The organism is Rhizomicrobium sp., assembly GCF_056722145.1.
Genome location: NZ_JBWZET010000364.1, coordinates 1 through 22,696 on the forward strand (window position 1 = coordinate 1; position 22,696 = coordinate 22,696).

Consider the following 22,696-nt stretch of genomic DNA (forward strand, 5'->3'; position numbering starts at 1 on the left):
CTGCAGAGACGCGCCGGCGATCCCAGCCTTCGCAATTATAGGCATGCGTCGCCTGCAGCCAGGCGTCGCCCGGTGTGAGGTCTTCTGCCATTTCTCTCCCATGCGCGGCCGTCTTCGCGGCCCTGCATTATCCTTGTACAACCTGTCTGACAGGTTCGCAATACTTATCTGACAGGTCGGGCGCGGCATTTAGGCCAACCGGTCCGCGATCATGAACGCTTGACCTGAACGAATTCCATGGACCCATATGCAACATCGAACCGCTGCCGAGATATTGCACGGCTTCGCAGCGACGTGTTGGTGCGTAGTGCATCCGTACAAATGGAATGCGTTGTCCACAATCTTCAGCAGCTTCAGGCCCAGCCAAATCTCCTGACGTATCGTTGGCCCGCTCGCAGAGAGGTGTCGAAATGAGTGATCTTGCCGACCGCATCGTTCCGAATGCGATCCTCGAGCCGCAGCACGTGCGCCCCAGCATTCCGGGGCTTGAAGTCACTTGCGTGCTCAATCCGGGCGTATTCCGGTTCGGCGGCAAGACGTGGATGGTCGTGCGCGTAGCCGAACGTCCGCCGCAAGTTCCCGGCCGGACGTCCTTCCCCGTCTTGTCGCCGGAAGGAGAGATGGAAATCCTCGATTTCGATTCAACCGACCCGCGGCTCGAGCTCCTCGACCCTCGCGTTGTCAGGTTCGAAGGCCGCTACTATCTCACGACCCTGTCGCACTTGCGGCTTTTCCAGAGTGAGGACGGCATTCATTTCGACGAGCCCCGCAACGCGCCGATACTGACCGGAAGCAGCGAATCGGAGACGTTCGGCATCGAAGACTGCCGCGTTTCGAAAGTTGGACATACATACTATCTAACCTACAGCCAGATTTCGCCCAACGGAATCGGGGTCGGCCTCAGGACAACCCGCGACTGGAAGCGGTTCACCCATCACGGCATGATGCTGCCGCCGCACAACAAGGATTGCGCCCTGTTCGAGGAGAAAATCGGCGGCGCGTATTTTGCCCTGCATCGGCCGAGCAGCCCCTCGTTGGGTGGCAACTATATCTGGATCGGTCAATCTCCGGATTTGATCCACTGGGGCGGGCACCACTGCATCGCCCGCACACGCGAAGGATACTGGGACAGCGCCCGCGTGGGCGCCGGCGCGGCTCCTATTCGTACACGCGAGGGCTGGCTCGAAATCTATCACGGGGCGGACAAGCAGCATCGTTATTGTCTGGGCGCGCTGCTGCTCGATTTGAAAGAGCCGTGGCGTGTACTCGCCCGGTCCGAGGAACCCATCATGGAGCCGATAGCTCCCTACGAGCGGGAGGGCTTCGCAGGACCGATCATCTTCACCAATGGCCATGTTGTGGACGGGGACCGGGTGACGATCTATTACGGCGCATCCGACAGCGTCATTTGCGTCGCCAACATTTCGATCACACGCATTTTGGACAGTCTTCGGGCGTGAATGACGGATGGGATCTTGCCGCTAGGTGCTGCCCCGCTACCGCTCAAGTTTCGCGGGGGCAGTTTGTAAATAAGGACCCCCGCCTTTCGTTGCCATGCCCCATCGGAAACGGTGAGGCGGGGGGCATATTTGGGGGTATCTGAAAAATTCAAAAGTTAAATTGTCTTTGCCTTTCTTGATCTTATGCCAAACTTATGGATCCCTCCGGCTCCGCCAGCTTTTCGTTCGCAAATGATGATGCTGTTCGACGGAATTGCCTGAGCAGGCGGTGAACTCTCTATTGGACAGGAGTTCGCCGCACCAGAATTCCACGAACCGTCGTGAAAGCCTCAGCCGTTGTCGTGAGGCCCCTCCCACAATGCGAGTTGCCATCGAGTTGGGCGCGACAGCTGCGCTCCATTCGCACGCCGATCAAAAGAGCGGCGTTGATGATCCGCCGATTGATCACGGCTTTGCGCGGGCGTTTGATAACGTGAGTAAATATTGCTCCGTTCCGATGAACGATGAAGTCTAAATACCAGTTTAAATCGCTCGCTTCGCTCGTTACCTTGGGGAAGACTCGAAATGAGCTGCGGTATTGAAAAATCCCCTCTTCGTCGATCTGGACGGAACACTGATCAAGACTGACGTGTTGGCCGAAACGGCGGTCGCATTTGTTGGCCAGCATCCTTTGTCTTCTTTTCGTATTTTTGGTTGGCTGGCAGAGGGCAAGGCGGCACTCAAACGCCATTTAGCCGATGCCGTTCAACTGGACGTAGCGGCGCTACCGTACAACAACGCGGTGCTGGCCCGGATACAGGCGGCGAAGAACGACGGCCGCCAGATCTATCTCGCATCGGCATCCGACTCGCGCATCGTGCGCGCTGTGGCGGACCATCTCGGCTGTTTCGACGGCTGGCTCGCGTCCGACGGCGCGACAAATTTGAGCAAGCAGGCCAAAGCCGACCGGTTGGCCACGAAATTCGGCGCGAAAGCCTTCGACTATATCGGCAATTCCACCGACGATCTGCCGGTGTGGCGCGTCGCGGCGACCGCCATCCTGGCAAACGCCTCACCGGAGCTGGTCCGCAAAGTTCAGCGGGAGGGGCTCCGATGCGACGTCCTGCCCGGCGATGGCGCCAGGCGCCACCTGCGCAGCGTGATCAAGGCGCTGCGGCCGCATCAATGGGCGAAGAACGCACTGGTATTCGTTCCGCTCGTGACGGCCCATCTGTTCTCGGCCTCCGCGCTGGTGACGGCGCTGTTGGCCTTTGTCGCCTTTTCGCTGTGCGCATCCAGCGTCTATGTCATCAACGATGTGGTCGATGTGCAGGCGGATCGCCAGCATCCCGCCAAGAAGAAGCGCCCCTTCGCTTCCGGCAATCTGTCGCTCTTGGAAGGCGCCGAGATGGCTCCGCTGCTGATTGCGGCGGCATTTCTCGTTGCTTGGCTGGTATCGCCGAAATTCACCGCAGTGTTGGCTTGCTACTTTGCCATTTGCACGGGCTACACCTTCTTCCTCAAGCGCCAGATGTTGATCGACGCGGTGACGCTGGCCACGCTCTATACGCTGCGAATAATCGGCGGCGCGATCGCCCTGCAAGTGACGCTGTCACAATGGCTGCTCGCGTTTTCGATGTTCCTGTTTTTGGCGCTGGCGTTCGTGAAACGCTATTGCGAGATGGCAATGCGCCTGGATGCCGCCCTGCCGGACCCGGCCAACCGAAACTATCGCGCCGGCGATTTGCCGGTGATCGCCTCGCTGGCGGCGTCGTCCGGGTACAGTGCGGTCATCGTGTTTGCGCTATATCTTTCCAGCAGTGCGGTCAGAGAGCTGTATCGTCATCCTGACGTCCTGTGGCTTGCCTGTCCGGTGTTGCTCTACTGGGTTTCGCGCATCCTGATGCTGAGCCATCGCCGCGCCTTGCACGATGATCCGGTGCTGTTCGCCATCAAGGATCGGATCAGCCTGCTGTCGGTCGGGTTGATCGCCGTTCTGATGATGGTGGCGCTATGACCCTGAGATTGGAGATCATTGCGGCGCGATACGCCGTATTTGCGGCCGTTGCCACTGCCGCCAACCTCGGGGCACAGGAAGCGGCGATGCGCGCTTATGCCGGGTTCGGCAGGATAACCGCCTCCATCCTTGTCGGCACTGCCGTCGGCTTTGCGGTGAAGTACGTCCTCGACAAACGCTACATCTTTTTCGACCGCACCGTTTCGCCGGCACACGAAGTCCGCAAGATCGCTCTTTATGGCATGACCGCCGTCGCAACCACGGCCGTGTTCTGGTCGTTCGAGCTGGGCTGCTGGGCGATGTGGCAAACGGCGATTGCGCGATACAGCGGCGCGGCCATCGGACTGGCCATGGGCTATGCCGCCAAATACCGCTTGGATCGCCGCTTCGTATTCCTGCAGGGAGCGCTGGAATGTCCATAGCAGATTGGGGCAACTACCCGGTCATCGACGGCGAGATGCAGGATCTGCTGGCGCCGGAATTGGCAAGCCGCGCCCTGGCTGGCGGGCCAACGATCGCCCACGGCATGGGCCGCAGCTATGGCGACGCCGCGCTCGGCACGGGACATACGGTATCGACACTGAAGCTGAACCGCCTGTTGGCGCTGAACAGGGACGCGCTGGAGTTGACGGTCGAAGCCGGTGCGGTTTTGGCCGACATCATCCGCATCCTCTTGCCGATGGGCTTTTTTCCGAGCGTGGTGCCGGGAACACAGTTCATCACCGCCGGCGGCGCCGTGGCGGCCAATGTGCACGGCAAGAACCATCATTGCGGCGGCGGCTTTGGCCAGTCCGTCACCAGGTTGAAAATGATGACGGCCGACGGCGAGCTTGTCCGATGCTCTGCGCACGAGAACGCTGATCTGTTCCGCGCCACCATCGGCGGCATGGGGCTGACCGGGATCATTACCGAAGTGACGTTCAAACTGATCCGGGTCGAAACCGGCTATATCCGGCAGAACATCAAGGTCGCGGCCAATCTCGACGAAGCGATGCAGATATTCGAAGCCAGCCAGGATTGGACCTACACGGTCGCCTGGATCGACGGCCTGGCGAAGGGCAACGCGCTCGGGCGGTCGCTGGTCTATCGCGGCGAACATGCCCGTTTGAGCGACCTGACCGAAAAGCAGCAAAGCGATCCGTTCGGAAGCCGGGCGCCGCTGCCCCTGGCCGTGCCGTTCAACATGCCGAATTTCACGCTCAACCGATTGTCGGTCAAAGCCTTCAATATGGCCTATTACCTTAACGGACTGCGCCATCAGGGCAGCGCCATCGCGGGATGGTATCCCTATTATTTTCCGCTCGACGCCATATCCAACTGGAACCGCATCTATGGCCGGCGCGGGTTCATCCAGTATCAGTGCGTGATTCCCAAGGCCAAGAGTCGCGACGCCCTCGGTGAATTGCTTGAGGTCATCGACCACAAGGGCAACCCGTCGTTCTTGGCCGTGTTGAAGCTGCTCGGTGCCGACGATGCGGGATGGATGAGCTTTCCGATGGAAGGCTACACCTTGGCCATCGACTTCCCGGTCAGCCAGCGCACGATGCAGGTCGCCAACGAGCTGGACCGTATCGTTGCTGCAAATGGCGGCCGGCTCTATCTCGCAAAGGATGCAAGGCAGGACCGGACCATGGTCGAAGCCGGCTATCCGAACATCGCCAAATTCCGCGACTTCCGCAGGGCGAGCGGCGCCAGATCTGCGTTTCGTTCCCTGCAATCGGAAAGGCTCGACCTGTGAACGACCAAAGTACACTGCTGCTGCTAGGCGGCGTTTCGGACATGGGTTTTGCCATTGCCTCGGTGTATGCCCAAAAGGGCTGGCGCATCATTCTGGCCGCCCGCGAGAATGAGGATGTCGGCCGCAATGTGAGCGACTTGGCGTTGCGCTATGGCGTCGACGTGTCGTCGGCGGTGTTCGATGTCTGCACGACGACCGAGCACTCTGCGTTTCTCGATGACCTCGGTGTGCTGCCGGATACCGCAGTCTGCGTTGTGGGGTATATGGGCGATCAGGCCAAGGCAGAAGCCGATCCCGCCCACGCCGCGCTGGTGCTGCGGACGAATTTTGAAGGCCCGGCCCTGTTGCTCGGCGAGATCGCGGGCCGCATGGCCAAACGCGGAAGTGGCACGATCGTCGGCGTCAGTTCGGTGGCGGGTGAGCGCGGACGCGCTTCGAACTACGTCTACGGTTCGGCCAAGGCCGGCCTGACCGCATTTCTGTCCGGCTTGCGCAACCGCCTAACGCGCTCTGGCGTACATGTCGTCACCGTCAAGCCCGGCTTTGTGCGCACCAGCATGACGGCCGGCCTGAAACTTCCCAAGCCGCTCACAGCCGAACCAATCGAAGTCGGTGCCGCCGTTTATAAGGCTGCCGAAACGAAGCGGCGCGATGTCATCTACGTCCGGCCGGTGTGGGGGCTGATAATGCTGATCATCCGGAACATTCCGGAGTTCTTGTTCAAAAAACTGAACCTGTAGCAATTTTCGCTTATCCATACCCGGTTTGGAGAAGCAAATGCTCGATCCGTCTGCCAATGTCGGGAAGGCGTTGTCACGGCACTCCGGTAATTTGCGCTTTTTTGCACCCTATACGCCCGTAGTGGCGGCGGTGGCAGCGGCAGTGGCCGCGCTATCGATCGGATACAACTTCACTGGAAGCATCGGTTCCGCTTGGCATGTTCTGCTCGTGCCATCCATGCCTCAGCCATTCAGTGATTTGCAGGCCATAACGCATGCGCTGGATTGCGCAGCCAAGGGTATTGATCCGTATGCGCATATTTGCGATCCGTATGGTCGGCCGCTGAATTATCCGGCGGCATGGCTGCTGTTGAAATACTTGGGCCTCGGATCAAAACAGACCAATCTCATCGGCTGCGCCCTGATTGTCATGGAAGTGATGGCTTTCCTGATGATATTCAGGACTCGTAACCGCATTGGTCGGCGAATCGTATTTTTTGCCGTCCTTTCGCCGCCGGTATTGCTGGGTCTGGAACGCGGCAACTGCGACATCATTGTTTTTTGCCTTTTGGTTTTTGCGGTATTTGCAGCGCAACGATTTTCAGTCTCCGCAAGAAAGACCTTTTTGGGAACTTCAATCTCCGTACTGGCAGCGTTGAAGTTGTTTCCCATTGCTGCCCTGGCGTCCTTATTCAACCAACGGCGTGATGTTTTTCAATTGTTGCTGTGGGGGGCATTCGGCCTATTGCTGGTATTTATGACGTCCTCTCGATCCGAGCTTCGCGCGGTCTATTCCGGGACGCCGTTTGGCTCTTTCGGCATGTATGGCAGCGGTGGGATTTTATTGGCGGCTTCACGCGTCCTTGCGTTGCAGATGCAACCCATCGCAATCAGAATGCTGTCGCTGGCCCTGGCGGTTCTCGTTGCCATTGGCGGGATGCTGTACGCCGCCAGAAATCCATCAAGGCATGGTCTATTTCCGGTACTGACAGAAAATGATGCAGCCTCGCTTCTGGCCGTCGCGGGTCTTGCAATCTTCTGTTTGACGTTCTGCTTGGGGACGAACTACTCGTACCGGCTCATTTTTCTGATTGGCACGATACCGGCTTTGCTTAAGGCGTACGAAAATAATTCAAACCGCACGGCCGCCTATCTTCTCGTCGGGCTCATAGCCTTTTTATGGTCTTTTCTCACAGTACCGCCTCAAGTCTTCGAGCACATTCACGTTGTGGTCTACCTATATTATCCGATTTATTACGTCATCAATGTCCTCGGCCAATGGGCCGTGTTCGCTTGGGCGTCCGGTTGGCTGGGTTCAATGATGTACCGGGGCATCCGGATGCGATAGATCGGCGGCGCCATCGACAACGCGACGGGCGTGCGAGCTCGCGATGTCGTTCCGCGAAATATCCCGAAACGCGTATTCAAGCGACTTCACATGGAAGCGCAGCACCGTCCTGCGAGGAATGCGTCGGAAACATGCGGTGCCAGCCGATGGCGGCCCCGAGCACCACGACGGGATAGGAAACCTGAAGAACCCGTATGACCCGGCCACCCAACAGCAGTATTGCGACGATCACCAGCACCGTAACCGCCGCCATGACCCAAAGTTCTGCCTTGCGCCGAGGGTACGTCATCGCCGCGGCCGCAATCCCGCCCACGACGCCCAGCCCCAGGCCGAGCTTGCTCAAGCACGCAAGTGCATGGAACGGGGTGCGAAAATGATCTCGAATGTATTCCAAAGAGAATTGGCCTTGGCTTACGTGCCAGCCATATTGCATGGACAAGGGGTCAGCTCCCATCCCAACGCGCAATCCGACGAACGCCGCGAGAGGGCACATGGCATACACAAACGCCTTTGCGATCCGAAGGCGCCCCTCGACTACCGGAAGAACAAACAGCAGCGCAAAAATGATCAGGACTTCCTTCGTCAGCACGCCCAGCGCCAGCGCTGCTGCCGCCGCCAGATATCGCTTCGTCAGGACCAGATGGACAGTCAAGGTCGCCATGAAGATCGACGCGACTTCCAGCATGAAGAACGGCGCCGTCTGCAGGACGGAATAATTCACCACCGAAATGACGGCAAGCAGCCCACAGAAGGCCTCGTCGGTGCAATACCGCCTCGCGATTTTGAAGGTGAGCAGCGCCGTCGGCACCAACAGGCCGACATTCATCATGATCATGATGAGTTGGGCAATGCAGTAGAAGTCGCCGGGCGCGAGGCGCGGTGAAACAAACACGGACGTAATCGTTCCAACCACGAACGGCATCACAGGGCGAAGCGAATAGGGAGGATAAGACTTCTCCCCTTTGGCCATCAGCATGTAGTTGGAGCCGTCGCCACTCGCCGAATTGAAGGATTCCGTGAACAGTCTTTTGTAGCGGCTCGTGGCCACCAGCGATTCAATCGTCCGCAACGGCGTTGCAGATTTTTCCGCCGTTCCGACGGCAGTAATGCCGGGTTCGAGCGGCAAAAAATGGGTGAAACCCGCAGCCAGCGCGATTTGCGCAATCAACGCCATCAGCAGCACAAGATGCAAATCAAATCTGCCGATTGAAACGGTGCGCTTCGATTTGCCTGCAGAGACCAGGAACCCCATCGCTCCACCCCCCAACCTTGGACAACTTGAGCTACTGCTATTCACGGCCGATCCGCCCCAGCCGAGATCAGTCAAGGCGGGACACTCGAACTCTTTGATGGTATCGGCCGATCGCGGATGTTTTTCAATCGAAAACACCGGAAGTATATCACCGACGGGGCACGACAGTTTCATCGCTTTGTACTTGGCATTATCCCCCTCTCGTCTACCCGGATTCGAGGCAGCGCGGACAGCAGCCCGTCGCGTCGGCACAGCGCGCCACCATTGAATTTCGATCCCGCCTGGAATTTGATCGGGCCAAGCGGAGGGTTCTCGTCGGCATCCGCATTTCCACCCCGATTGCCGGATAGCTTCGCCCTGACCCGCCTGAACGCCACACCACCCTGATTCGCTTTTCACTCGTAATCCCAGAGACTTAATCCATGCCCGCCTTTCATGCCGCCATCCTTCCGGTGACGCCGTATCAGCAGAACTGCTCGCTGCTGTGGTGCGATGCCACCAAGAAGGGCGCCATCATCGATCCCGGCGGTGACGTCGAGCGGCTGATCGCGGCGGCGGCGGAGCACGGCGTCACGGTGGAAAAGATATTTCTCACCCACGGCCATCTCGATCATGCCTCGGGCGCGGCCGATTTGAAGCGGCGGACGGGAGCCGTGCTTGAAGGGCCGCACCAGGGCGACGCGTTCCTGCTCGAGGCGCTCGCGGAAAACCGGCGCATGCCGGGATTTGGCCACGCCGAAGCGGCGACGCCGGATCGCTGGCTCGCGGATGGCGACACGGTTTCGTTCGGCGAGGTCACGCTCGAGGTGCTGCATTGCCCCGGCCACACCCCCGGCCATATCGTGTTCGTATCGCGCGAAGCCGAGGTCGCCTTCGTCGGCGACGTGTTGTTTCGCGGCTCGATCGGGCGCACCGATTTTCCCGGCGGCGATCATCCCACGCTGATCCATTCCATTGTCGAAAAGCTGTGGCCGCTCGGCGGTGCCATGCGCTTCGTGCCCGGCCACGGGCCGATGTCGACCATCGCCGAGGAGCGCCGCTCCAATCCCTTCGTCGGCGACGCCGTCACGGGCCGTAGCGATTGAGCCGGCGCGCTAGTATCTGAGGGCGCCAAGTCGATTCGGATGCTGGAATGGATGCCGTCACCCACACTGCCTCGTGCCGGCAGATCCTCAAGGATGTGTTCGGCTACAAGGCCTTCCGCCCCGGGCAGGAAGCGGCGATGGGGGCATTGCTCAGCGGGCGCAATGTCCTCTGCGTGATGCCGACCGGATCGGGCAAATCGCTGTGTTTCCAGGTCCCAGCATTGGTGAAGGGCGGGCTTGCGCTAGTGGTTTCGCCGCTGGTCGCCTTGATGCAGGACCAGGTCGAGTCGTTGCGGCTCGCCGGAGTTGGCGCCGACACCATCAACTCATCGCGCAGCCGCGACGACAATGTTGCGGCCTGGCGGCGCGCCGTAGCGGGCGAAACCCGCCTGCTCTATCTGTCGCCGGAACGGCTGATGACCGAAGCGATGCTCAGGGCGCTGGCGAAGCTTCCGGTCAGCCTGATCGCGGTCGACGAGGCCCACTGCATCTCGCAATGGGGCCCGGCCTTCCGCCCCGAATACGCCATGCTGGCCGGTTTGCGCGCGACATTCCCGCGGGTGCCGATCATGGCGCTGACCGCGACCGCCGATGAATCCACCCGCGCCGACATTGCCGCCAACCTGTTCGGCGGCGAGGTGGACGAGATCGTGCTCGGCTTCGACCGCCCCAACATCCGTCTCACCGTCGCCGCCAAGAATAGCTGGAAGCAGCAGCTGCTCGAGTTCGTCAAAGCCCGGCGGCGCTCCAGCGGCATCGTCTATTGCCTGTCGCGCAAGCGCACCGAGGAAGCCGCCGCGATGCTGTCGGACGCCGGCATCAAGGCGCTGGCCTATCACGCCGGCATGAGCAAGGAGGCGCGCGAGGCCAACCAGAACGCCTTCATGACCGAGCCGGCCACCGTGATGGCGGCGACCATCGCCTTCGGCATGGGCATCGACAAATCCGATGTCCGCTTCGTGTTCCACGCCGACCTGCCGGCGAGCCTGGAAGCCTATTACCAGGAGATCGGCCGCGCAGGGCGCGACGGCGAGCCGGCCGAGGCCCACATGCTGTACGGGCCCGGCGACATCCGCATGCGCAAGATGTTCATCGATGACGAGGAGACGAGCGCAGACTACAAGCGCCGCCAGCACCAGCGCCTCGCCGCCCTGATCGGCTATTGCGAGGCCTCGTCGTGCCGGCGCAAGGCGCTGCTGGCCTATTTCGGCGAGGCTTCCAAAGACTGCGGCAATTGCGATGCCTGCCTTCATCCGGCGACCATGGTCGATGCGACCGGGGAGGCCTGGATGGTGCTCGACCTCGTGGAGCGCACCGGCGAGCGCTATGGCGCCGCCCATATCGTCGACATTCTGCGCGGCGCCGAGACCGAGAAGGTGGAAGCCTGCGGCCACCACCGCCTGGAAGCCTATGGCACGGGGCGGGGGCGCAAGAAGGAAGACTGGCGTTCGCTGATCCATCAATTGACGGCGGGCGGGCTGCTGATCCACGACGTCGCCGGCTTCGGCGGGCTGTCGCTGTCGCCCGAAGGCCAGCTGCTGCTCGGCGGCAAGCGGCAGTTCATGGCGCGCCAGATCACTCCGACCCGCAAGGAGCGTCGCGCCGCCGAAACCGCCGAACTCCCCGAAGCCAAGATGGATTTGTTCCTGGCGCTGAAACAGCTTCGCCTTGCCATTGCCAAGGAGCGCGGCATTGCCGCCTATCTCGTGTTCCCCGACCGGTCGCTGCAGGAAATGGCGCGCAAGGCGCCGCGCGATCTCGAAGCCTTCGCCAGCATCAATGGCGTCGGTGCCGCCAAGCTGAAGGAATTCGGCCACACCTTCGTCGCCGCGATCGCCACCTACCTCGAGGCGTCGCGTTAATCCCGGCTTGTGCCGCCCGGAAGGCTCTGTCACACCCTTTTCATGCAGGATGACTTCACGATCGGCGGCGTCGTTATCGGCACGCGCGCCCTGATTGCGCCGATGAGCGGGGTCTCCGACCTGCCGTTCCGCCGGGCGGCGGCGCGCGCCGGGGCCCGTTACACCGTCACCGAAATGGTGGCGGCCGATGCGCTGGCGAGCGGACGGCCCGACGTGGTGCGGCGGGCCAAACTCGATGCCGACGATCTCCGCGTCGTGCAACTGGTCGGCCGCGAGGCACGCTGGATCGCGCTGGGCGCGAAAATGGCCGAAGACGCCGGCGCCGACATCATCGATCTCAATATGGGGTGCCCGTCGCGCGAGGTCACCGGCGTGCTTTGCGGCGCCGCCCTGATGCAGGATCTCGATCACGCCGAACGCCTGATCGACGCCGCCGTGACCGCCACCGCGCGGCCGGTGACTCTCAAAATGCGGCTCGGCTGGGATGAGACGAGCCGCAATGCACCGGAATTGGCGGTGCGGGCGGAAAAGAGCGGCGTCAAGGCGATCACGGTGCACGCGCGCACCCGCAACCAATTCTACAAAGGCGTTTGCGATTGGCAGGCGGTGAAGGCGGTGAAAACCGCGGTCACGGTGCCGGTGATCGTCAACGGCGACATCGTCGATGAAGCCTCGGCCGACGCGGCGCTGGCGCAATCAGGCGCCGACGCGGTGATGATCGGACGCGGCGCTTGCGGCCGGCCGTGGATCGCCGCCGCCATCGATCGCTATCTGAAGACCGGAACGCGCGTCGCCGAACCCTCGCTCGCCGAACGCCTCGCCATCGCCCGCGCCCATCTCGCCGACAGCATCGCGTTTTACGGCGCCCGCAACGGGGTGAAAATTTTCCGCAAGCATCTGGCCTGGTATGTCGAGCAGGCGCCAACGCCCGATACCGCCGAGGCGCGCCGCGCCGCCAAATCCGCGTTCTGCCGCCTGAGCGATCCCGCCGCCATCGAAGCCGGGCTCAGCGCCCTGTGGCAGCCGGCCTGAGCGGCATTTCTTCCGCGGCCGCCTCTTCTTCCGTCACCACCGCGAAGCGCGCCAGCTTGGTCTTGCCGAAGGCAACGCTGATCGCGGTGTCGACGGCATCGAGGCCCCGCGCCATCAGGATACGCCCGATCCGCGGCATGTTGTGGCGGGCATCCAGCGTGTGCCAGGCGCCGTCGAGATAGACCTCGAACCAGGCGGAAAAATCCATCGGCGCCGGATCGCGCGGCACGCCGATGTCGCCGAGATAGCCGGTGCAATAGCGCGCCGGAATGTTCATGCAGCGGCACAGCGTGATGGCGAGATGGGCGAAATCGCGGCACACCCCGACACGTTCGACATAAGCATCAGAGGCAGTGCGGTCGTCGCGGGCGTGGCCATAGCCGAAACTGATGCGGTTGTGGGTGAAATCGAGGATCGCCTCGATCCGCGGCCAGCCGGCTTCGATGCCGCCGAACAAATCCCAGGCGACCTCGATGAGGCGCTGGGTATCGCAATAGCGGCTGCCCATCAGGTACATCAGGACCTCGTCGGGCAGTTCGTCGACGGCGTGCTGGCGGGCGCCGATCGGCAGCAATTCCGGCTCGCCGCTGTCGCGGACGAGAAATTCGGTGTCGAGCGCCAGAATACCCTTGGGCGCCAACAGGCGGGTGCAGACGTTGCCGAAGCGGTCGAGATAAAGCCGGTGCGGGACAGCGGGCGTGATCGTCAGCACTTCCGGGGTGAGACGGTCGATCTGGCGCTCTGGCCGGATGTGCAGCATCAGCAACAACGGCGTCGCCGCGGCGAACTCGAAGGCGATCGAATAGCCGGCGCGGATGATCATGGCGCTTTCAGCCGGGTCCGGCCCGGCCGCTCCACCACCACGTCCACAGTCACATCCATGTCCACGAAATCCTCCGCCCTGCCTTCGAACGTGCCTGACAAGGGGGAGGCCTGGGCCGGGTCGCGCACCACCGCCACGCGAATGAGATCGCGGTTGCCGACAAGACCATTGGTCGGGTCATACTCAGCCCAACCCCCTTGCGGCAGGAAAACGCGCACCCAGGCATGCGTGTTCCCGCCGCCTTCGCGCACCGATCCGGGTAGTTCGCGTGGCGGAACGTAAAGATAGCCAGAGACGTAGCGGGCAGCGAGGCCGAGGCTGCGTACCGCTTCCAGCATCAACAGCGCGAAATCGCGGCAGGTGCCGCGCCCCAGACGCAGGGTTTCGGTCGGTCGCTGCGGCGGTCCATTGCGACGGGACGAGTAATCGAATTCGTCGTGAATGGCGTGGGTCATCGCCGCCAGGACGTGCGGAGCATCGACTTTGGGCAGATTTTCGAGGAAACGATTGGCCCAGGTACGCAGCTCCCGGCCCTCGGCACCGTACTCGCGCAGCAGCGAGGCGTGTAGATCGGGCAGATCGGACGCTGCGTAAGCAAATGGATAGCTGTTGCGCGCCAGATCGGGATCGCTGGGATCGTCAAGCGAGCGCTCCGGCGTATGCTCGAGGCGCACGAAGCTTTCGATCGCCAATTCCGGCGCCTGAACCGCAAAGCGCGCGACGCCGATGGTGTTGCCGAACACATCGTGGATATAGCGGATGTCGGCCGGCTCCGGCCGTATGGCCAGCGTATAATCGAGCACATGCTGATCGAAGCTTTCGCGCGGGCGCAGCATCAGGCGATGCTCGCCGAACCCCACCGGGCGGGCATAGCGGTAGCGGGTGAGATGTCGAACCGTGATGATATCCATGGCGCCCGATGCCAAACGCGCCGCAGCCGCCGCGGTTCCCACCCGAGACCTTCGCGCCTCAGTGGAATATAAAACTCATATAAATAAGTCGCCGTTTCATCAAGGGACAATATAAACGCGCCGTCACCAACATGAATTCCCTGGGCGCAGTGACGAAAGCCCGCATCGCCTAAGGATTTTCCACCTCAGCAAGCCTCTTGCGGCCGGCAGCAACGACGATATGGTCCCGCCCTTTTCCGGTCTCACCGGAAGCCGTGGGAGCGAGCCCGTCTCGCGTATCGATCGTGAGCACCGCCGAGGCCGTATTGCCTGCCGCCGAACTGCCCCATCACAGCCGCAACACCGCGCTGACGCTCGGTGCGCTCGGTGTCGTCTACGGCGACATCGGCACCAGCCCGTTGTATGCGCTGAAGCAATCGGCCCTTGCCGCCACCCACAATCTCGCCAGCGGCGCCGCGGTGATGGGGGTGACGAGCCTCATCGTGTGGTCGCTGATCGTGGTGGTGACGTTGAAATATGTCGGCCTGATCATGCGCGCCGACAATGACGGCGAAGGCGGCATCCTGGCGCTCGCCTCGATGGCCCATCGCGTCCGCCGCCTGTCGCGCCTCGCCAAGACAGCGATCGGCACCGCCGCGATCTTCGGCCTTGCCCTGTTCTTCGGCGACGGCATTCTGACGCCGGCGATCTCGGTGTTGTCGGCGGTGGAAGGACTGACGGTCGAAAATGCACGGCTTGAGCATATCGTCCTGCCGCTGTCGCTCGTCATCCTGGTCGGGCTGTTCCTGATCCAGTCACGCGGCACCGACAAGGTCGGCAAGCTGTTCGGGCCGATCATGGTGGTGTGGTTCATCGTGCTGGCGGTCCTGGGTTTCGCCTCGCTGATCCAGACGCCGCAGATCCTGCTGGCGATCAATCCCGCCTATGGCTTCGCGCTGTTCGTCGAGGAACCGTGGACCGCGTTCGTCGCGCTCGGCTCGATCGTGCTGGCGGTGACCGGCTGCGAAGCGCTTTACGCCGACATGGGCCATTTCGGCAAAGGCCCGATCCGGCTGGCGTGGCTCGGCTTCGTATTTCCGGCGCTGGTGCTGAATTATTTCGGTCAGGGCGCCTCGGTGCTGCGCGACCCCGCCCACGCCGATTTTGCCTTCTTCTCGCTGGCGCCGCACTGGGCGCATTATCCGCTGGTAGTGCTGGCGACGGTGGCAACGATCATCGCCAGCCAGGCGGTCATCACCGGCGTCTATTCGATCACCCGCCAAGCGGTGCAGCTCGGCCAACTGCCGCGGATGGAAATCCGCCATACCTCGGCGCAGGAATCCGGCCAGATCTACGTGCCGCGGATGAACGCCTATCTCGCCGTCGGCGTCGTGCTGGTGGTCTTGATCTTCCGCACCTCCGACAACCTTGCGGCCGCCTACGGCATCGCGGTGACCGGCGTGATGGGGCTTTCCACTATCCTGGTCGGCATCGTCGCGGTCAAGCAGTGGGGCTGGCCGGTGCGCGCCGTGGTGCCGCTGTTCGGCATCCTCGCGCTGGTCGATTTCGCCTTCCTCGCCTCCAACGCGCTGAAGATTTTCGAAGGCGGCTGGCTGCCGCTGTTGATCGCGGCCTGTGTCTATCTGGTGATGGACACCTGGCGCCGCGGCCGCCGCGCCCAGGCCGACCGCCATCACCGCAACGCCGTCGCGCTGTCCTCCTTCCTCGCCAACGTCGAACGCATTTCGACCCGCGTCGCCGGTACCGGCGTGTTCCTGACACCGCGCGCCGACGCCATTCCCGGCGCCCTGTTGCACAACCTCAAGCACAACAAGGTGCTGCACGAGCGCGTTCTGATCGTCGACGTACGCGTCGCCGAGACCCCGTTCGTTGCCGCCGACAAGCGGCTCGATGTCGAGAAGCTCGGCAAGGGCTTCTTCGGCGTCCACATCCGCCACGGCTTTTTCGAAAGCCCTGACCTGCCGAAGTCGCTCGCCGAGGCCCGTCGCTTCGGCCTTGCCATCGATCCCGAAACCACCAGCTTCTTCCTCGGCCGCGACACCTTGGTGGCCGCCGATGCTCCCGTGATCAGCCGCTGGCGCCTGGCGCTCTATACCTGGCTCACCACCAACGCACTGTCGCCGGCGAGCTACTACCGCCTGCCGACCAACCGCGTGGTCGAACTCGGCGCCCAGGTCGAACTGTAGGCGCGGCCGGATCGATCTCCAAAAATCCCGCGATGGTGGTATAGTCTGTGGCGTTCCGGGGGGCGATCGCAGCGCAATCGGATCGGCTAAGCCTCGGCACCTGCAGAGGGATCGATTTGGCCATGCAATCTCGTGCGTTGGCGGCTTTGGCCGCGTTCCAGCTGGTTTCTTGCGCCGCCTATGCAGGTGTGGCCGACGAACTGATCACCGCCATCAACAAGTGCTCGGCCATACCCGACGACAACACGCGTCACCGTTGCTACGATACGCTGCCAGCATTGGTGAGATCATTTACGGCGGCAAAGCCCGCCGAGGCCGCCAAGACCGTCGTCGCAGCGCCGGCACCTCCCGCTGCGAAACCGCAAGAGGAGAGCAGCATCTTTTCCCGCCTGCTGGGCAATGCCGACAGTGAACCAGCGCCCGCCGATGCCATCGCCGCCACGATCGAATCCTACACCTTCGATTACGGCCTCTTCGTCGTGACGCTCGATAATGGGCAGGTTTGGCGGCAAGTCGCCGCGATCGGCGACGTCCTTCATCTCAGCAAGGACCGCAAAGACAAGGTCGCGATTTGGCGTAACGCGTTCGGCGATGATGTCTTGAAGATCGAAGGCTTCCGAACCAAATATCATGTGAGGCGGATCAAATAGCCCGGTTCGCAAGCCGTTGCGCTAGCGCCGGCCGCCGACTTCGTCCAAGTGCTTGAGCAGGTCCGACGGGTCTTCGTAGACCCGCACGGCGCCGGAGCGTTCCAGCTCGTCCTGGCCGTAGCCGCCGGACAACAGGCCGACACCGAGGGCGCGGCAGCGCCTCGCCGCCAGCATGTCCCAGATCGAATCGCCGACCACGACACAGTTCTCGATCGGCTGGCCGAGTTTTTCGGCGGCCGTCAGGAACAGGTCCGGATCGGGCTTGGCGTAGCGCACCATGTCACGAGTGACGACGACGTTCTTTGCCGGATCGACCCCGAGGGCATCGAGATTGGGCTTGGCGGTCTCGATCCGGCCCGAGGTGGCGATCGCCCATGGAATGCCGCCGTCATCAAGCGCCGCGAGCAGTTCGCGGGCCCCCGGCAGCGGCTTCACCATTTTGCCGATGCGATTGTAGGCCGCGGCGTGGCGCTCGCGCAGGCGCTGCAGCAACTCCGGCGTGATGGTCAGGCCGGTTTCGCGCAGGAACTGGTCGACGAACAGACCGCCGCTCATGCCGATCTTGCGGTGGATGCGCCAGACCGACAGCTCCACCCCTTCGGCGTCGAGCGCCTCCATCCAGGCCAGCACATGTTGGTAAACGCTATCGACCAGAGTGCCGTCGAGATCGAACAGGAAGACCGACTGGATGTGCATGGTTCACCTTGCAATTTTGGGTGATCGCGGCGGTTCTGCCGCCCGACTGCGTGCATAAGGCGCAATCGAAACAGCGGCAAGACGGGGTTGCGACATATTCGTCAACACCTTGGCCAAGCCGCTCTGCCTGCAGTAAAATTCCCCCAGGGAACAGTACCAAAAAATCATCCAAGGGGGAGGTTCGTATGCGGTTCTCGCGTCTGAGTTTTCTGGCCGTCTTTGCGGCATTCATCGTGGCGGCGCCGGCCGCGCAGGCAGCAGAGTCGATCGGCGACCAGGCCGATGAAGCCGAAATCACCGCCCTCGACCTCGAAAAGGCCGGCAATCTCGACGGCGCCATCGCCAAGCATCGCGAAGCGATCAAGCTGATCGACGGTGTCGCGAAGTACGCGAAGAAGACCGCCACCTTCAAAGAGAACTTCGAGATCACGCTGCTCAACGCCGCCAACGTCAAGTTCAACGCCAAGGACGAAGCCGGCGCCACCGCGCTGCTCGAAGAAGCCATGGCGCAGGACCCGGCCGGCAAGTTCGCCGTGACCAAGAAGGTCAAAGACAGCCTCGGTGCCGTCAAGGTCACCAAACTCAATCTCGAAGGCGTCACCCTGCTCAAGGCCGGCAACGCCGCCGGCGCGATCGAGAAGTTCAAGGACGTGCTGAACCTGGTGCCCGACAACAAGGCCGCCAGGATCAATCTCGACGTCGCCGAGGCGCAAGTCGCGCTGACCGCCGGCGATCCGGCCACCGCCGTCGCCAAGCTGCAGGATGCCGTGACCCTCGATCCGTCGCGCCAATTCCTCAAGGACGAGCTCGCCAAGGCCCAGGGCCTCGCCGATGCCAAGGCCGCCGACGACGCCAAGAAGGCCGCCGCCGCCGCGAAGAAGTGATCCTGCCATCGAGCAGATATGAAAAAGCCCCCGATTTCGGGGGCTTTTTTTTGATCGACCGGCAATGACCATCAGCCGAGGTGATAGGCCTTCTTCGGCAGCTGATAGGCGAGCGCCACTGCAATCTCGCCGGCCTCTTCCTCATCCAGCCGCTTGGTGGCGACCAGTTCGGCCAGATAAACACAATCCATGCGGCGGGCGACGTCGTGGCGGGCCGGGATCGACAGGAAGGCACGGGTGTCGTCGTTGAAGCCGGCGGTGTTGTAGAAGCCGGCGGTCTCGGTGCAGTTGCGGCGGAAGCGGATCATGCCTTCCGGCGAATCGTGGAACCACCACGCCGGTCCCAGCGTCAGGCAGGGATAATGCCCGGCCAGCGGCGCCAGTTCGCGCGCATAGTTCGATTCATCGAGGGTGAAGAGCAGGATCGTCAGATCGGCGCGGTTGCCGACCTTGTCGAGCAGCGGCTTCAGATTCTCGGCATAAGACACCCGCACCGGAATGTCGGCGCCGCGGTCCGCGCCATAGCCGGCAAACAGCGCGGCATTGTGGTTGCGGTACGAGCCGGGATGAATCTGCATCGTCATGCCGTCTTCGAGGCTCATCAATGCCATCTCGGTCAGCATCTGGCCGCGGAACATCTCGCATTCGGTCGGCGTCAGCACGCCCCTCAGCGCCCGATCCAGCATGCGCTGGCATTCCACGTCCGGCAGATCGGCCGTGATCGGCGTCGGATGGCCATGATCGGTCGCCGTCGCACCGCCGACACGGCGGAAATATTCGCGCCGGTTCTTCAGGGCGGCGAGATAGCCTTTCCAGGTCGCGACGTTTTCCTTGGTAAGCTCTGCGAGGTCGGCCATGTTCTGGGCGAAGCCATCCACCTCGGGATTGACGACACCATCGGGCCGGAACGTCGTGATGACGTGGCCAGGCCATTCGGCGGCGATCTTCTGGTGATGCGGCAACGCATCGGTGGCGCCTTCGGTGGTCGCCAGCGTTTCGATATTGAAACGCTTGAACAATGCGCGCGGACGGAATTCCGGCCTGGCAAGACTCGCCTCGATCACGTCGTAATAATGATCGGCGGTCGCCCCCTCGAGCCGTACGTCGATACCGAAAACGGTCGAAAATGCGTGGTCGAGCCAGGTGCGGGACGGCGTGCCGCGGAACAGGTGATAATGCTCCGCAAACAGCTTCCAGGCTTTGCGGCGATCGGGTTCGGCGGAGCCACCCTTGGGCGCCAAACCAAGTTGGGCGAGCGTGATGCCCTGGCTGTACAGCATCCGGTGCACATAGTGGTCGGGCCAGAGGAACAGGCTGGTGGCATCCTCGAACGGCGTATCGTTGGCGAACCACGACGGATCGGTATGGCCGTGCGGGCTGATGATGGGAAGTTTTTCGACCTTCGCAAACAGCCGCCGCGCGATGTTACCGGTATCGGAATCGGGCTGGAAGAATCGATCAGGGTGCAGGCGAAGGGGCGTCGGCATGGGGAGTCCTCTGGACAAGGTGTGGTAACGTAATCACTCGGTCCCGCCGATGTCCACCGCTAGCACTGCAGCGGCGGCGATTGGCAGCGCTTCCAAGGCCCTGATATGGTGCGCGGCGTATTACCGCGGGAGCCGATCGAAGATGCCGTTCTGGCAACGGTTTTTGGGCCTGACGCCACCCGGACCGGTGCGTCTGATCCGGCGTCACACGCTCCTGGTGCGGATTGCCCATTGGATCAATGCCGGGGCCTTTGTCGTACTCCTGATGAGCGGACTGCAGATTTTCAATGCCCATCCTGCGCTTTACCTTGGGGTGGCGTCCGACTTCGACCATCCCATCCTGGCGATGACCGCCGCGAGCACACCGGACGGTCTCAAAGGCTACACCTGGATCGGCCACCACCCAATCGACACCACCGGCCTGTTCGGCGCCTCCAACGAGGACGGGGTGATCACCGCACGCGGCTTTCCCGCCTGGGCGACCCTGCCGGGTCCACAGTGGCTGGCCATGGGTCGGCTATGGCACTTCGCGGCGGCTTGGCTGTTCGTGGTTAACGGCCTTCTGTTCGCGGCCTGGACATTGTGGCGGGGGCATCTGCGCCGCGACCTGATGCCAACCCGGGCCGAGCTGAAACACCTGCCACGGACTTTCCTCGACCATTTGCAGCTGCGCTTTCCCCAAGGCGACTCGGCGCGGCACTACAACGGCCTGCAAAAGCTGGCTTATGTCGCCGTGATCTTCGGCCTGGGGCCGTTGGCGCTCCTCACCGGGCTCACCATGTCGCCGACCATGGATGCCGCCTTTCCCGGCCTGCTGTGGCTGTTCGGCGGGCGGCAGACGGCCCGCACCCTTCACTTCCTCTGCGCCTTTTCCTTTGTCGGCTTTTTCCTCATTCACATCGCCATGGTGGTGCTGTCGGGCGCCTGGAACAACCTCCGCTCGATGATCACGGGCCATTACGTCATCGAGGATCGCCATGACTGATCGCCGCCGCTTCCTCGCCCGTGCCGGCGCCGGACTCAGCCTGCTGTCGTTGTCCGGATGTACGCGACTGTCGCAAAAAGCCTGGGTCGCCGACCTGCTCAGCGACGTCGAGAACCTGACCCGCCGCGCCCAGCGCCTGTTCGCCGGCTCGCACGCCTTGGCGCCGGAATTCGCCGAAACCGACATCGCCCCCGACTTCCGTGCCAACGGCACCCTCGATCCGGCCACGGACGACTACGCCGCCCATGTCGCCAACGGCTTCGCCGACTGGCGTGTCGGCGTCGGCGGGCTGGTCGAACGGGAGCTGTCGCTGACGCTCAAGGCCCTCAAGGCGTTGCCGTCGCGCACCCAGATCACGCGTCACGATTGCGTCGAGGGCTGGAGCTGCATCGGCAAATGGACCGGCGTTCCGCTCGCCACCGTCCTGGCGGCGGCAGGCGTGAAACGAGAGGCGCGCTACGTCGTATTCCACTCAGCCGATAACATGGCGGGGCCCGGCGCGCCGGCGCAGTTCTATTACGAGAGTCTGGACCTCTTGGAGGCCACCCACCCTCAAACGCTTCTCGCTTACGAACTCAATGGTGCGCCGTTGCCGGTCAAGAACGGCGCCCCCGTCCGGCTCCGGGCGGAACGCCAGCTCGGTTACAAAATGGCCAAATACATCAAGTATATCGAAGTGGTGCCGACACTGTCGGGGATCGCCGGCGGTCGCGGCGGCTACTGGGAAGACCAGGGTTACAGCTGGTATGGCGGTATCTGACCCGAATTTCCCTTGAAGGGGGCGCCTTGAACACCGATATTCAGGATCGCGTTGGACAATATGTGCTCGTTGCGCCGGGTGGGCTTCGTTGATGCGTCAGAACATAGTCATGATCGCAATGGTGGCTGTCTTGGCGGCGGGATGCGCCGGCACCAAGGACCCCGAAGCGATCGCTCAGAACGATCCCTATGAGCCGACCAATCGCGCGGTGTTCGATCTCAACACCAAGATCGACAAAGCCGTCGCCAAGCCGGTGGCCAAATTCTACAACCACGCGGTGCCGCAATTCGCCCGCAACGGCGTGCACAATTTCCTCACCAACCTCGACAAGCCGGTGACCTTCGGCAACGACCTGTTGCAGGGCGAAGGCTCTCGCGCCGGCGAAACGCTGTCGCGCTTCACGGTCAATATCGCCCTCGGCGTCGGCGGCCTGGTCGATGTCGCCAGCATGATCGGCATTCCCGACCACACCGAGGATTTCGGCCAGACGCTCGGCGTCTACGGCGTCGGCGAAGGTCCGTATCTGGTGATCCCGTTCATGGGGCCCAATCCGCCGCGCGACCTCGCCGGCGACATCGTCGACATCTTCATCGACCCCACCACCTACATCCGCTTCCACGGCTCCGACACCTGGTACGCGGTGCGCTCCGGTGTTTCGGTGCTCGACCTCAGAGCCCGCAACATCGACACCCTCGACCAGATCGAGCGCACCTCGATCGACATGTACGCGACCACGCGCAGCCTCTATCGCCAGTACCGCAATTCCGAAATCCGCAACGGCAAGCCGGATACCTCCGACGCCGATACGCCTGATTTCTGAGA

At 62.4% G+C, this 22,696-nt stretch carries 21 protein-coding genes; 15 read left to right on the top strand and 6 right to left on the bottom strand.

Annotation, left to right across the window (positions count from 1 at the left end; translation table 11 throughout):
- Positions 1 to 410 precede the first annotated feature (410 nt).
- Entirely contained in the window at positions 411 to 1,460 is a 1,050-nt protein-coding gene (locus tag AC1P6P_RS19225; protein WP_481404060.1) for a glycoside hydrolase family 130 protein, read from the top strand.
- A 277-nt stretch (positions 1,461 to 1,737) separates the two neighbouring features.
- Here the strand turns inward: AC1P6P_RS19225 and AC1P6P_RS19230 are convergent, their stop codons facing one another.
- Positions 1,738 to 2,127, bottom strand: a complete 390-nt coding sequence (locus tag AC1P6P_RS19230; RefSeq protein ID WP_481404100.1) for a hypothetical protein — start codon at positions 2,125 to 2,127, stop codon at positions 1,738 to 1,740.
- On the opposite strand from AC1P6P_RS19230, the gene AC1P6P_RS19235 reads away from it, so the two are divergent.
- The 5 genes from AC1P6P_RS19235 to AC1P6P_RS19255 are packed head-to-tail and all read left to right on the top strand — an operon-like array spanning position 2,089 to position 7,261.
- A complete protein-coding gene (locus AC1P6P_RS19235) occupies positions 2,089 to 3,456 on the top strand; it encodes a UbiA family prenyltransferase (protein WP_481404099.1) in 1,368 nt (455 codons plus the stop codon). The two genes, AC1P6P_RS19230 and AC1P6P_RS19235, sit on opposite strands and share 39 nt — an antisense overlap.
- Positions 3,453 to 3,878, top strand: a complete 426-nt coding sequence (locus AC1P6P_RS19240; RefSeq protein WP_481404061.1) for a GtrA family protein — start codon at positions 3,453 to 3,455, stop codon at positions 3,876 to 3,878. Before AC1P6P_RS19235 ends, AC1P6P_RS19240 begins: the two co-directional genes overlap by 4 nt.
- Entirely contained in the window at positions 3,869 to 5,194 is a 1,326-nt protein-coding gene (locus tag AC1P6P_RS19245) for an FAD-binding oxidoreductase (protein WP_481404062.1), read from the top strand. Before AC1P6P_RS19240 ends, AC1P6P_RS19245 begins: the two co-directional genes overlap by 10 nt.
- Complete coding sequence (locus tag AC1P6P_RS19250) at positions 5,191 to 5,934, top strand: SDR family oxidoreductase (RefSeq protein ID WP_481404063.1); 744 nt, start codon at positions 5,191 to 5,193, stop codon at positions 5,932 to 5,934. Before AC1P6P_RS19245 ends, AC1P6P_RS19250 begins: the two co-directional genes overlap by 4 nt.
- A gap of 37 nt (positions 5,935 to 5,971) precedes the next feature.
- Positions 5,972 to 7,261, top strand: a complete 1,290-nt coding sequence (locus tag AC1P6P_RS19255; protein WP_481404064.1) for a hypothetical protein — start codon at positions 5,972 to 5,974, stop codon at positions 7,259 to 7,261.
- Positions 7,262 to 7,337: 76 nt separating this feature from the next.
- Here AC1P6P_RS19255 and AC1P6P_RS19260 read toward each other — a convergent pair whose 3' ends face one another.
- Positions 7,338 to 8,513: a hypothetical protein gene (locus AC1P6P_RS19260; protein ID WP_481404065.1), complete on the bottom strand. Its 1,176-nt coding sequence runs from the start codon at positions 8,511 to 8,513 to the stop codon at positions 7,338 to 7,340.
- A 422-nt stretch (positions 8,514 to 8,935) separates the two neighbouring features.
- On the opposite strand from AC1P6P_RS19260, the gene AC1P6P_RS19265 reads away from it, so the two are divergent.
- Genes AC1P6P_RS19265 through dusB form a run of 3 tightly spaced genes read left to right on the top strand, consistent with a single transcriptional unit; the run spans position 8,936 to position 12,492 of the window.
- The gene (locus tag AC1P6P_RS19265) at positions 8,936 to 9,598 is read left to right on the top strand and encodes an MBL fold metallo-hydrolase (protein ID WP_481404066.1); all 663 of its coding nucleotides are present in this window, start codon (positions 8,936 to 8,938) and stop codon (positions 9,596 to 9,598) included.
- A gap of 47 nt (positions 9,599 to 9,645) precedes the next feature.
- The gene (recQ, locus tag AC1P6P_RS19270) at positions 9,646 to 11,460 is read left to right on the top strand and encodes a DNA helicase RecQ (protein WP_481404067.1); all 1,815 of its coding nucleotides are present in this window, start codon (positions 9,646 to 9,648) and stop codon (positions 11,458 to 11,460) included.
- Positions 11,461 to 11,502: 42 nt separating this feature from the next.
- Complete coding sequence (gene dusB, locus AC1P6P_RS19275; protein ID WP_481404068.1) at positions 11,503 to 12,492, top strand: tRNA dihydrouridine synthase DusB; 990 nt, start codon at positions 11,503 to 11,505, stop codon at positions 12,490 to 12,492.
- Here the strand turns inward: dusB and AC1P6P_RS19280 are convergent.
- Both AC1P6P_RS19280 and AC1P6P_RS19285 read right to left on the bottom strand, forming a co-directional pair.
- On the bottom strand, positions 12,467 to 13,315 hold the full coding sequence (locus AC1P6P_RS19280) for a transglutaminase-like domain-containing protein (RefSeq protein ID WP_481404069.1): 849 nt from the start codon (positions 13,313 to 13,315) through the stop codon (positions 12,467 to 12,469). The genes dusB and AC1P6P_RS19280 overlap by 26 nt on opposite strands.
- Positions 13,312 to 14,226, bottom strand: coding sequence for a transglutaminase family protein (locus AC1P6P_RS19285; RefSeq protein WP_481404070.1), 915 nt, complete (start codon positions 14,224 to 14,226; stop codon positions 13,312 to 13,314). Before AC1P6P_RS19285 ends, AC1P6P_RS19280 begins: the two co-directional genes overlap by 4 nt.
- Before the next feature lie 284 nt (positions 14,227 to 14,510).
- On the opposite strand from AC1P6P_RS19285, the gene AC1P6P_RS19290 reads away from it, so the two are divergent.
- Both AC1P6P_RS19290 and AC1P6P_RS19295 read left to right on the top strand, forming a co-directional pair.
- Complete coding sequence (locus AC1P6P_RS19290) at positions 14,511 to 16,412, top strand: potassium transporter Kup (protein ID WP_481404071.1); 1,902 nt, start codon at positions 14,511 to 14,513, stop codon at positions 16,410 to 16,412.
- A 47-nt stretch (positions 16,413 to 16,459) separates the two neighbouring features.
- Complete coding sequence (locus AC1P6P_RS19295) at positions 16,460 to 17,062, top strand: hypothetical protein (RefSeq protein ID WP_481404072.1); 603 nt, start codon at positions 16,460 to 16,462, stop codon at positions 17,060 to 17,062.
- Positions 17,063 to 17,083: 21 nt separating this feature from the next.
- Here the strand turns inward: AC1P6P_RS19295 and AC1P6P_RS19300 are convergent, their stop codons facing one another.
- Positions 17,084 to 17,758 (bottom strand): HAD family hydrolase, encoded by a 675-nt coding sequence (locus AC1P6P_RS19300; RefSeq protein WP_481404073.1) that lies wholly within the window; start codon positions 17,756 to 17,758, stop codon positions 17,084 to 17,086.
- A gap of 185 nt (positions 17,759 to 17,943) precedes the next feature.
- Between AC1P6P_RS19300 and AC1P6P_RS19305 the strand changes: the two genes are divergently transcribed.
- A complete protein-coding gene (locus AC1P6P_RS19305; protein WP_481404074.1) occupies positions 17,944 to 18,642 on the top strand; it encodes a hypothetical protein in 699 nt (232 codons plus the stop codon).
- A 71-nt stretch (positions 18,643 to 18,713) separates the two neighbouring features.
- Here the strand turns inward: AC1P6P_RS19305 and uxaC are convergent, their stop codons facing one another.
- Positions 18,714 to 20,129 carry a glucuronate isomerase gene (gene uxaC, locus AC1P6P_RS19310; RefSeq protein ID WP_481404075.1) on the bottom strand — a complete coding sequence of 472 codons (1,416 nt, stop codon included), beginning with the start codon at positions 20,127 to 20,129 and terminating at the stop codon, positions 18,714 to 18,716.
- Between the two features lie 142 nt (positions 20,130 to 20,271).
- Here uxaC and AC1P6P_RS19315 point away from each other — a divergent pair, with 142 nt between their 5' ends.
- The 3 genes from AC1P6P_RS19315 to AC1P6P_RS19325 all read left to right on the top strand — a co-directional run bounded on the left by AC1P6P_RS19315 (position 20,272) and on the right by AC1P6P_RS19325 (position 22,694).
- Entirely contained in the window at positions 20,272 to 21,114 is an 843-nt protein-coding gene (locus tag AC1P6P_RS19315) for a cytochrome b/b6 domain-containing protein (protein WP_481404076.1), read from the top strand.
- On the top strand, positions 21,107 to 21,874 hold the full coding sequence (locus AC1P6P_RS19320; protein ID WP_481404077.1) for a molybdopterin-binding protein: 768 nt from the start codon (positions 21,107 to 21,109) through the stop codon (positions 21,872 to 21,874). The genes AC1P6P_RS19315 and AC1P6P_RS19320 overlap by 8 nt, the downstream gene beginning before the upstream one ends.
- Positions 21,875 to 21,983: 109 nt before the next feature.
- On the top strand, positions 21,984 to 22,694 hold the full coding sequence (locus AC1P6P_RS19325; RefSeq protein ID WP_481404078.1) for an MlaA family lipoprotein: 711 nt from the start codon (positions 21,984 to 21,986) through the stop codon (positions 22,692 to 22,694).
- The last annotated feature ends 2 nt before the right edge of the window (positions 22,695 to 22,696 follow it).

Coding starts and splice junctions, on each gene's coding strand:
- uxaC (WP_481404075.1), bottom strand. CDS start 20,129: ATGCCGACGCCCCTTCGCCTGCACCCTGATCGATTCTTCCAGCCCGAT.
- AC1P6P_RS19300 (WP_481404073.1), bottom strand. CDS start 17,758: ATGCACATCCAGTCGGTCTTCCTGTTCGATCTCGACGGCACTCTGGTC.
- AC1P6P_RS19265 (WP_481404066.1), top strand. CDS start 8,936: ATGCCCGCCTTTCATGCCGCCATCCTTCCGGTGACGCCGTATCAGCAG.
- AC1P6P_RS19285 (WP_481404070.1), bottom strand. CDS start 14,226: ATGGATATCATCACGGTTCGACATCTCACCCGCTACCGCTATGCCCGC.
- AC1P6P_RS19305 (WP_481404074.1), top strand. CDS start 17,944: ATGCGGTTCTCGCGTCTGAGTTTTCTGGCCGTCTTTGCGGCATTCATC.
- AC1P6P_RS19225 (WP_481404060.1), top strand. CDS start 411: ATGAGTGATCTTGCCGACCGCATCGTTCCGAATGCGATCCTCGAGCCG.
- AC1P6P_RS19320 (WP_481404077.1), top strand. CDS start 21,107: ATGACTGATCGCCGCCGCTTCCTCGCCCGTGCCGGCGCCGGACTCAGC.
- AC1P6P_RS19280 (WP_481404069.1), bottom strand. CDS start 13,315: ATGATCATCCGCGCCGGCTATTCGATCGCCTTCGAGTTCGCCGCGGCG.
- AC1P6P_RS19240 (WP_481404061.1), top strand. CDS start 3,453: ATGACCCTGAGATTGGAGATCATTGCGGCGCGATACGCCGTATTTGCG.
- dusB (WP_481404068.1), top strand. CDS start 11,503: ATGCAGGATGACTTCACGATCGGCGGCGTCGTTATCGGCACGCGCGCC.
- AC1P6P_RS19325 (WP_481404078.1), top strand. CDS start 21,984: ATGATCGCAATGGTGGCTGTCTTGGCGGCGGGATGCGCCGGCACCAAG.
- recQ (WP_481404067.1), top strand. CDS start 9,646: ATGGATGCCGTCACCCACACTGCCTCGTGCCGGCAGATCCTCAAGGAT.
- AC1P6P_RS19255 (WP_481404064.1), top strand. CDS start 5,972: ATGCTCGATCCGTCTGCCAATGTCGGGAAGGCGTTGTCACGGCACTCC.
- AC1P6P_RS19245 (WP_481404062.1), top strand. CDS start 3,869: ATGTCCATAGCAGATTGGGGCAACTACCCGGTCATCGACGGCGAGATG.
- AC1P6P_RS19260 (WP_481404065.1), bottom strand. CDS start 8,513: ATGGGGTTCCTGGTCTCTGCAGGCAAATCGAAGCGCACCGTTTCAATC.
- AC1P6P_RS19230 (WP_481404100.1), bottom strand. CDS start 2,127: ATGCTGGCCAACAAATGCGACCGCCGTTTCGGCCAACACGTCAGTCTT.
- AC1P6P_RS19315 (WP_481404076.1), top strand. CDS start 20,272: ATGCCGTTCTGGCAACGGTTTTTGGGCCTGACGCCACCCGGACCGGTG.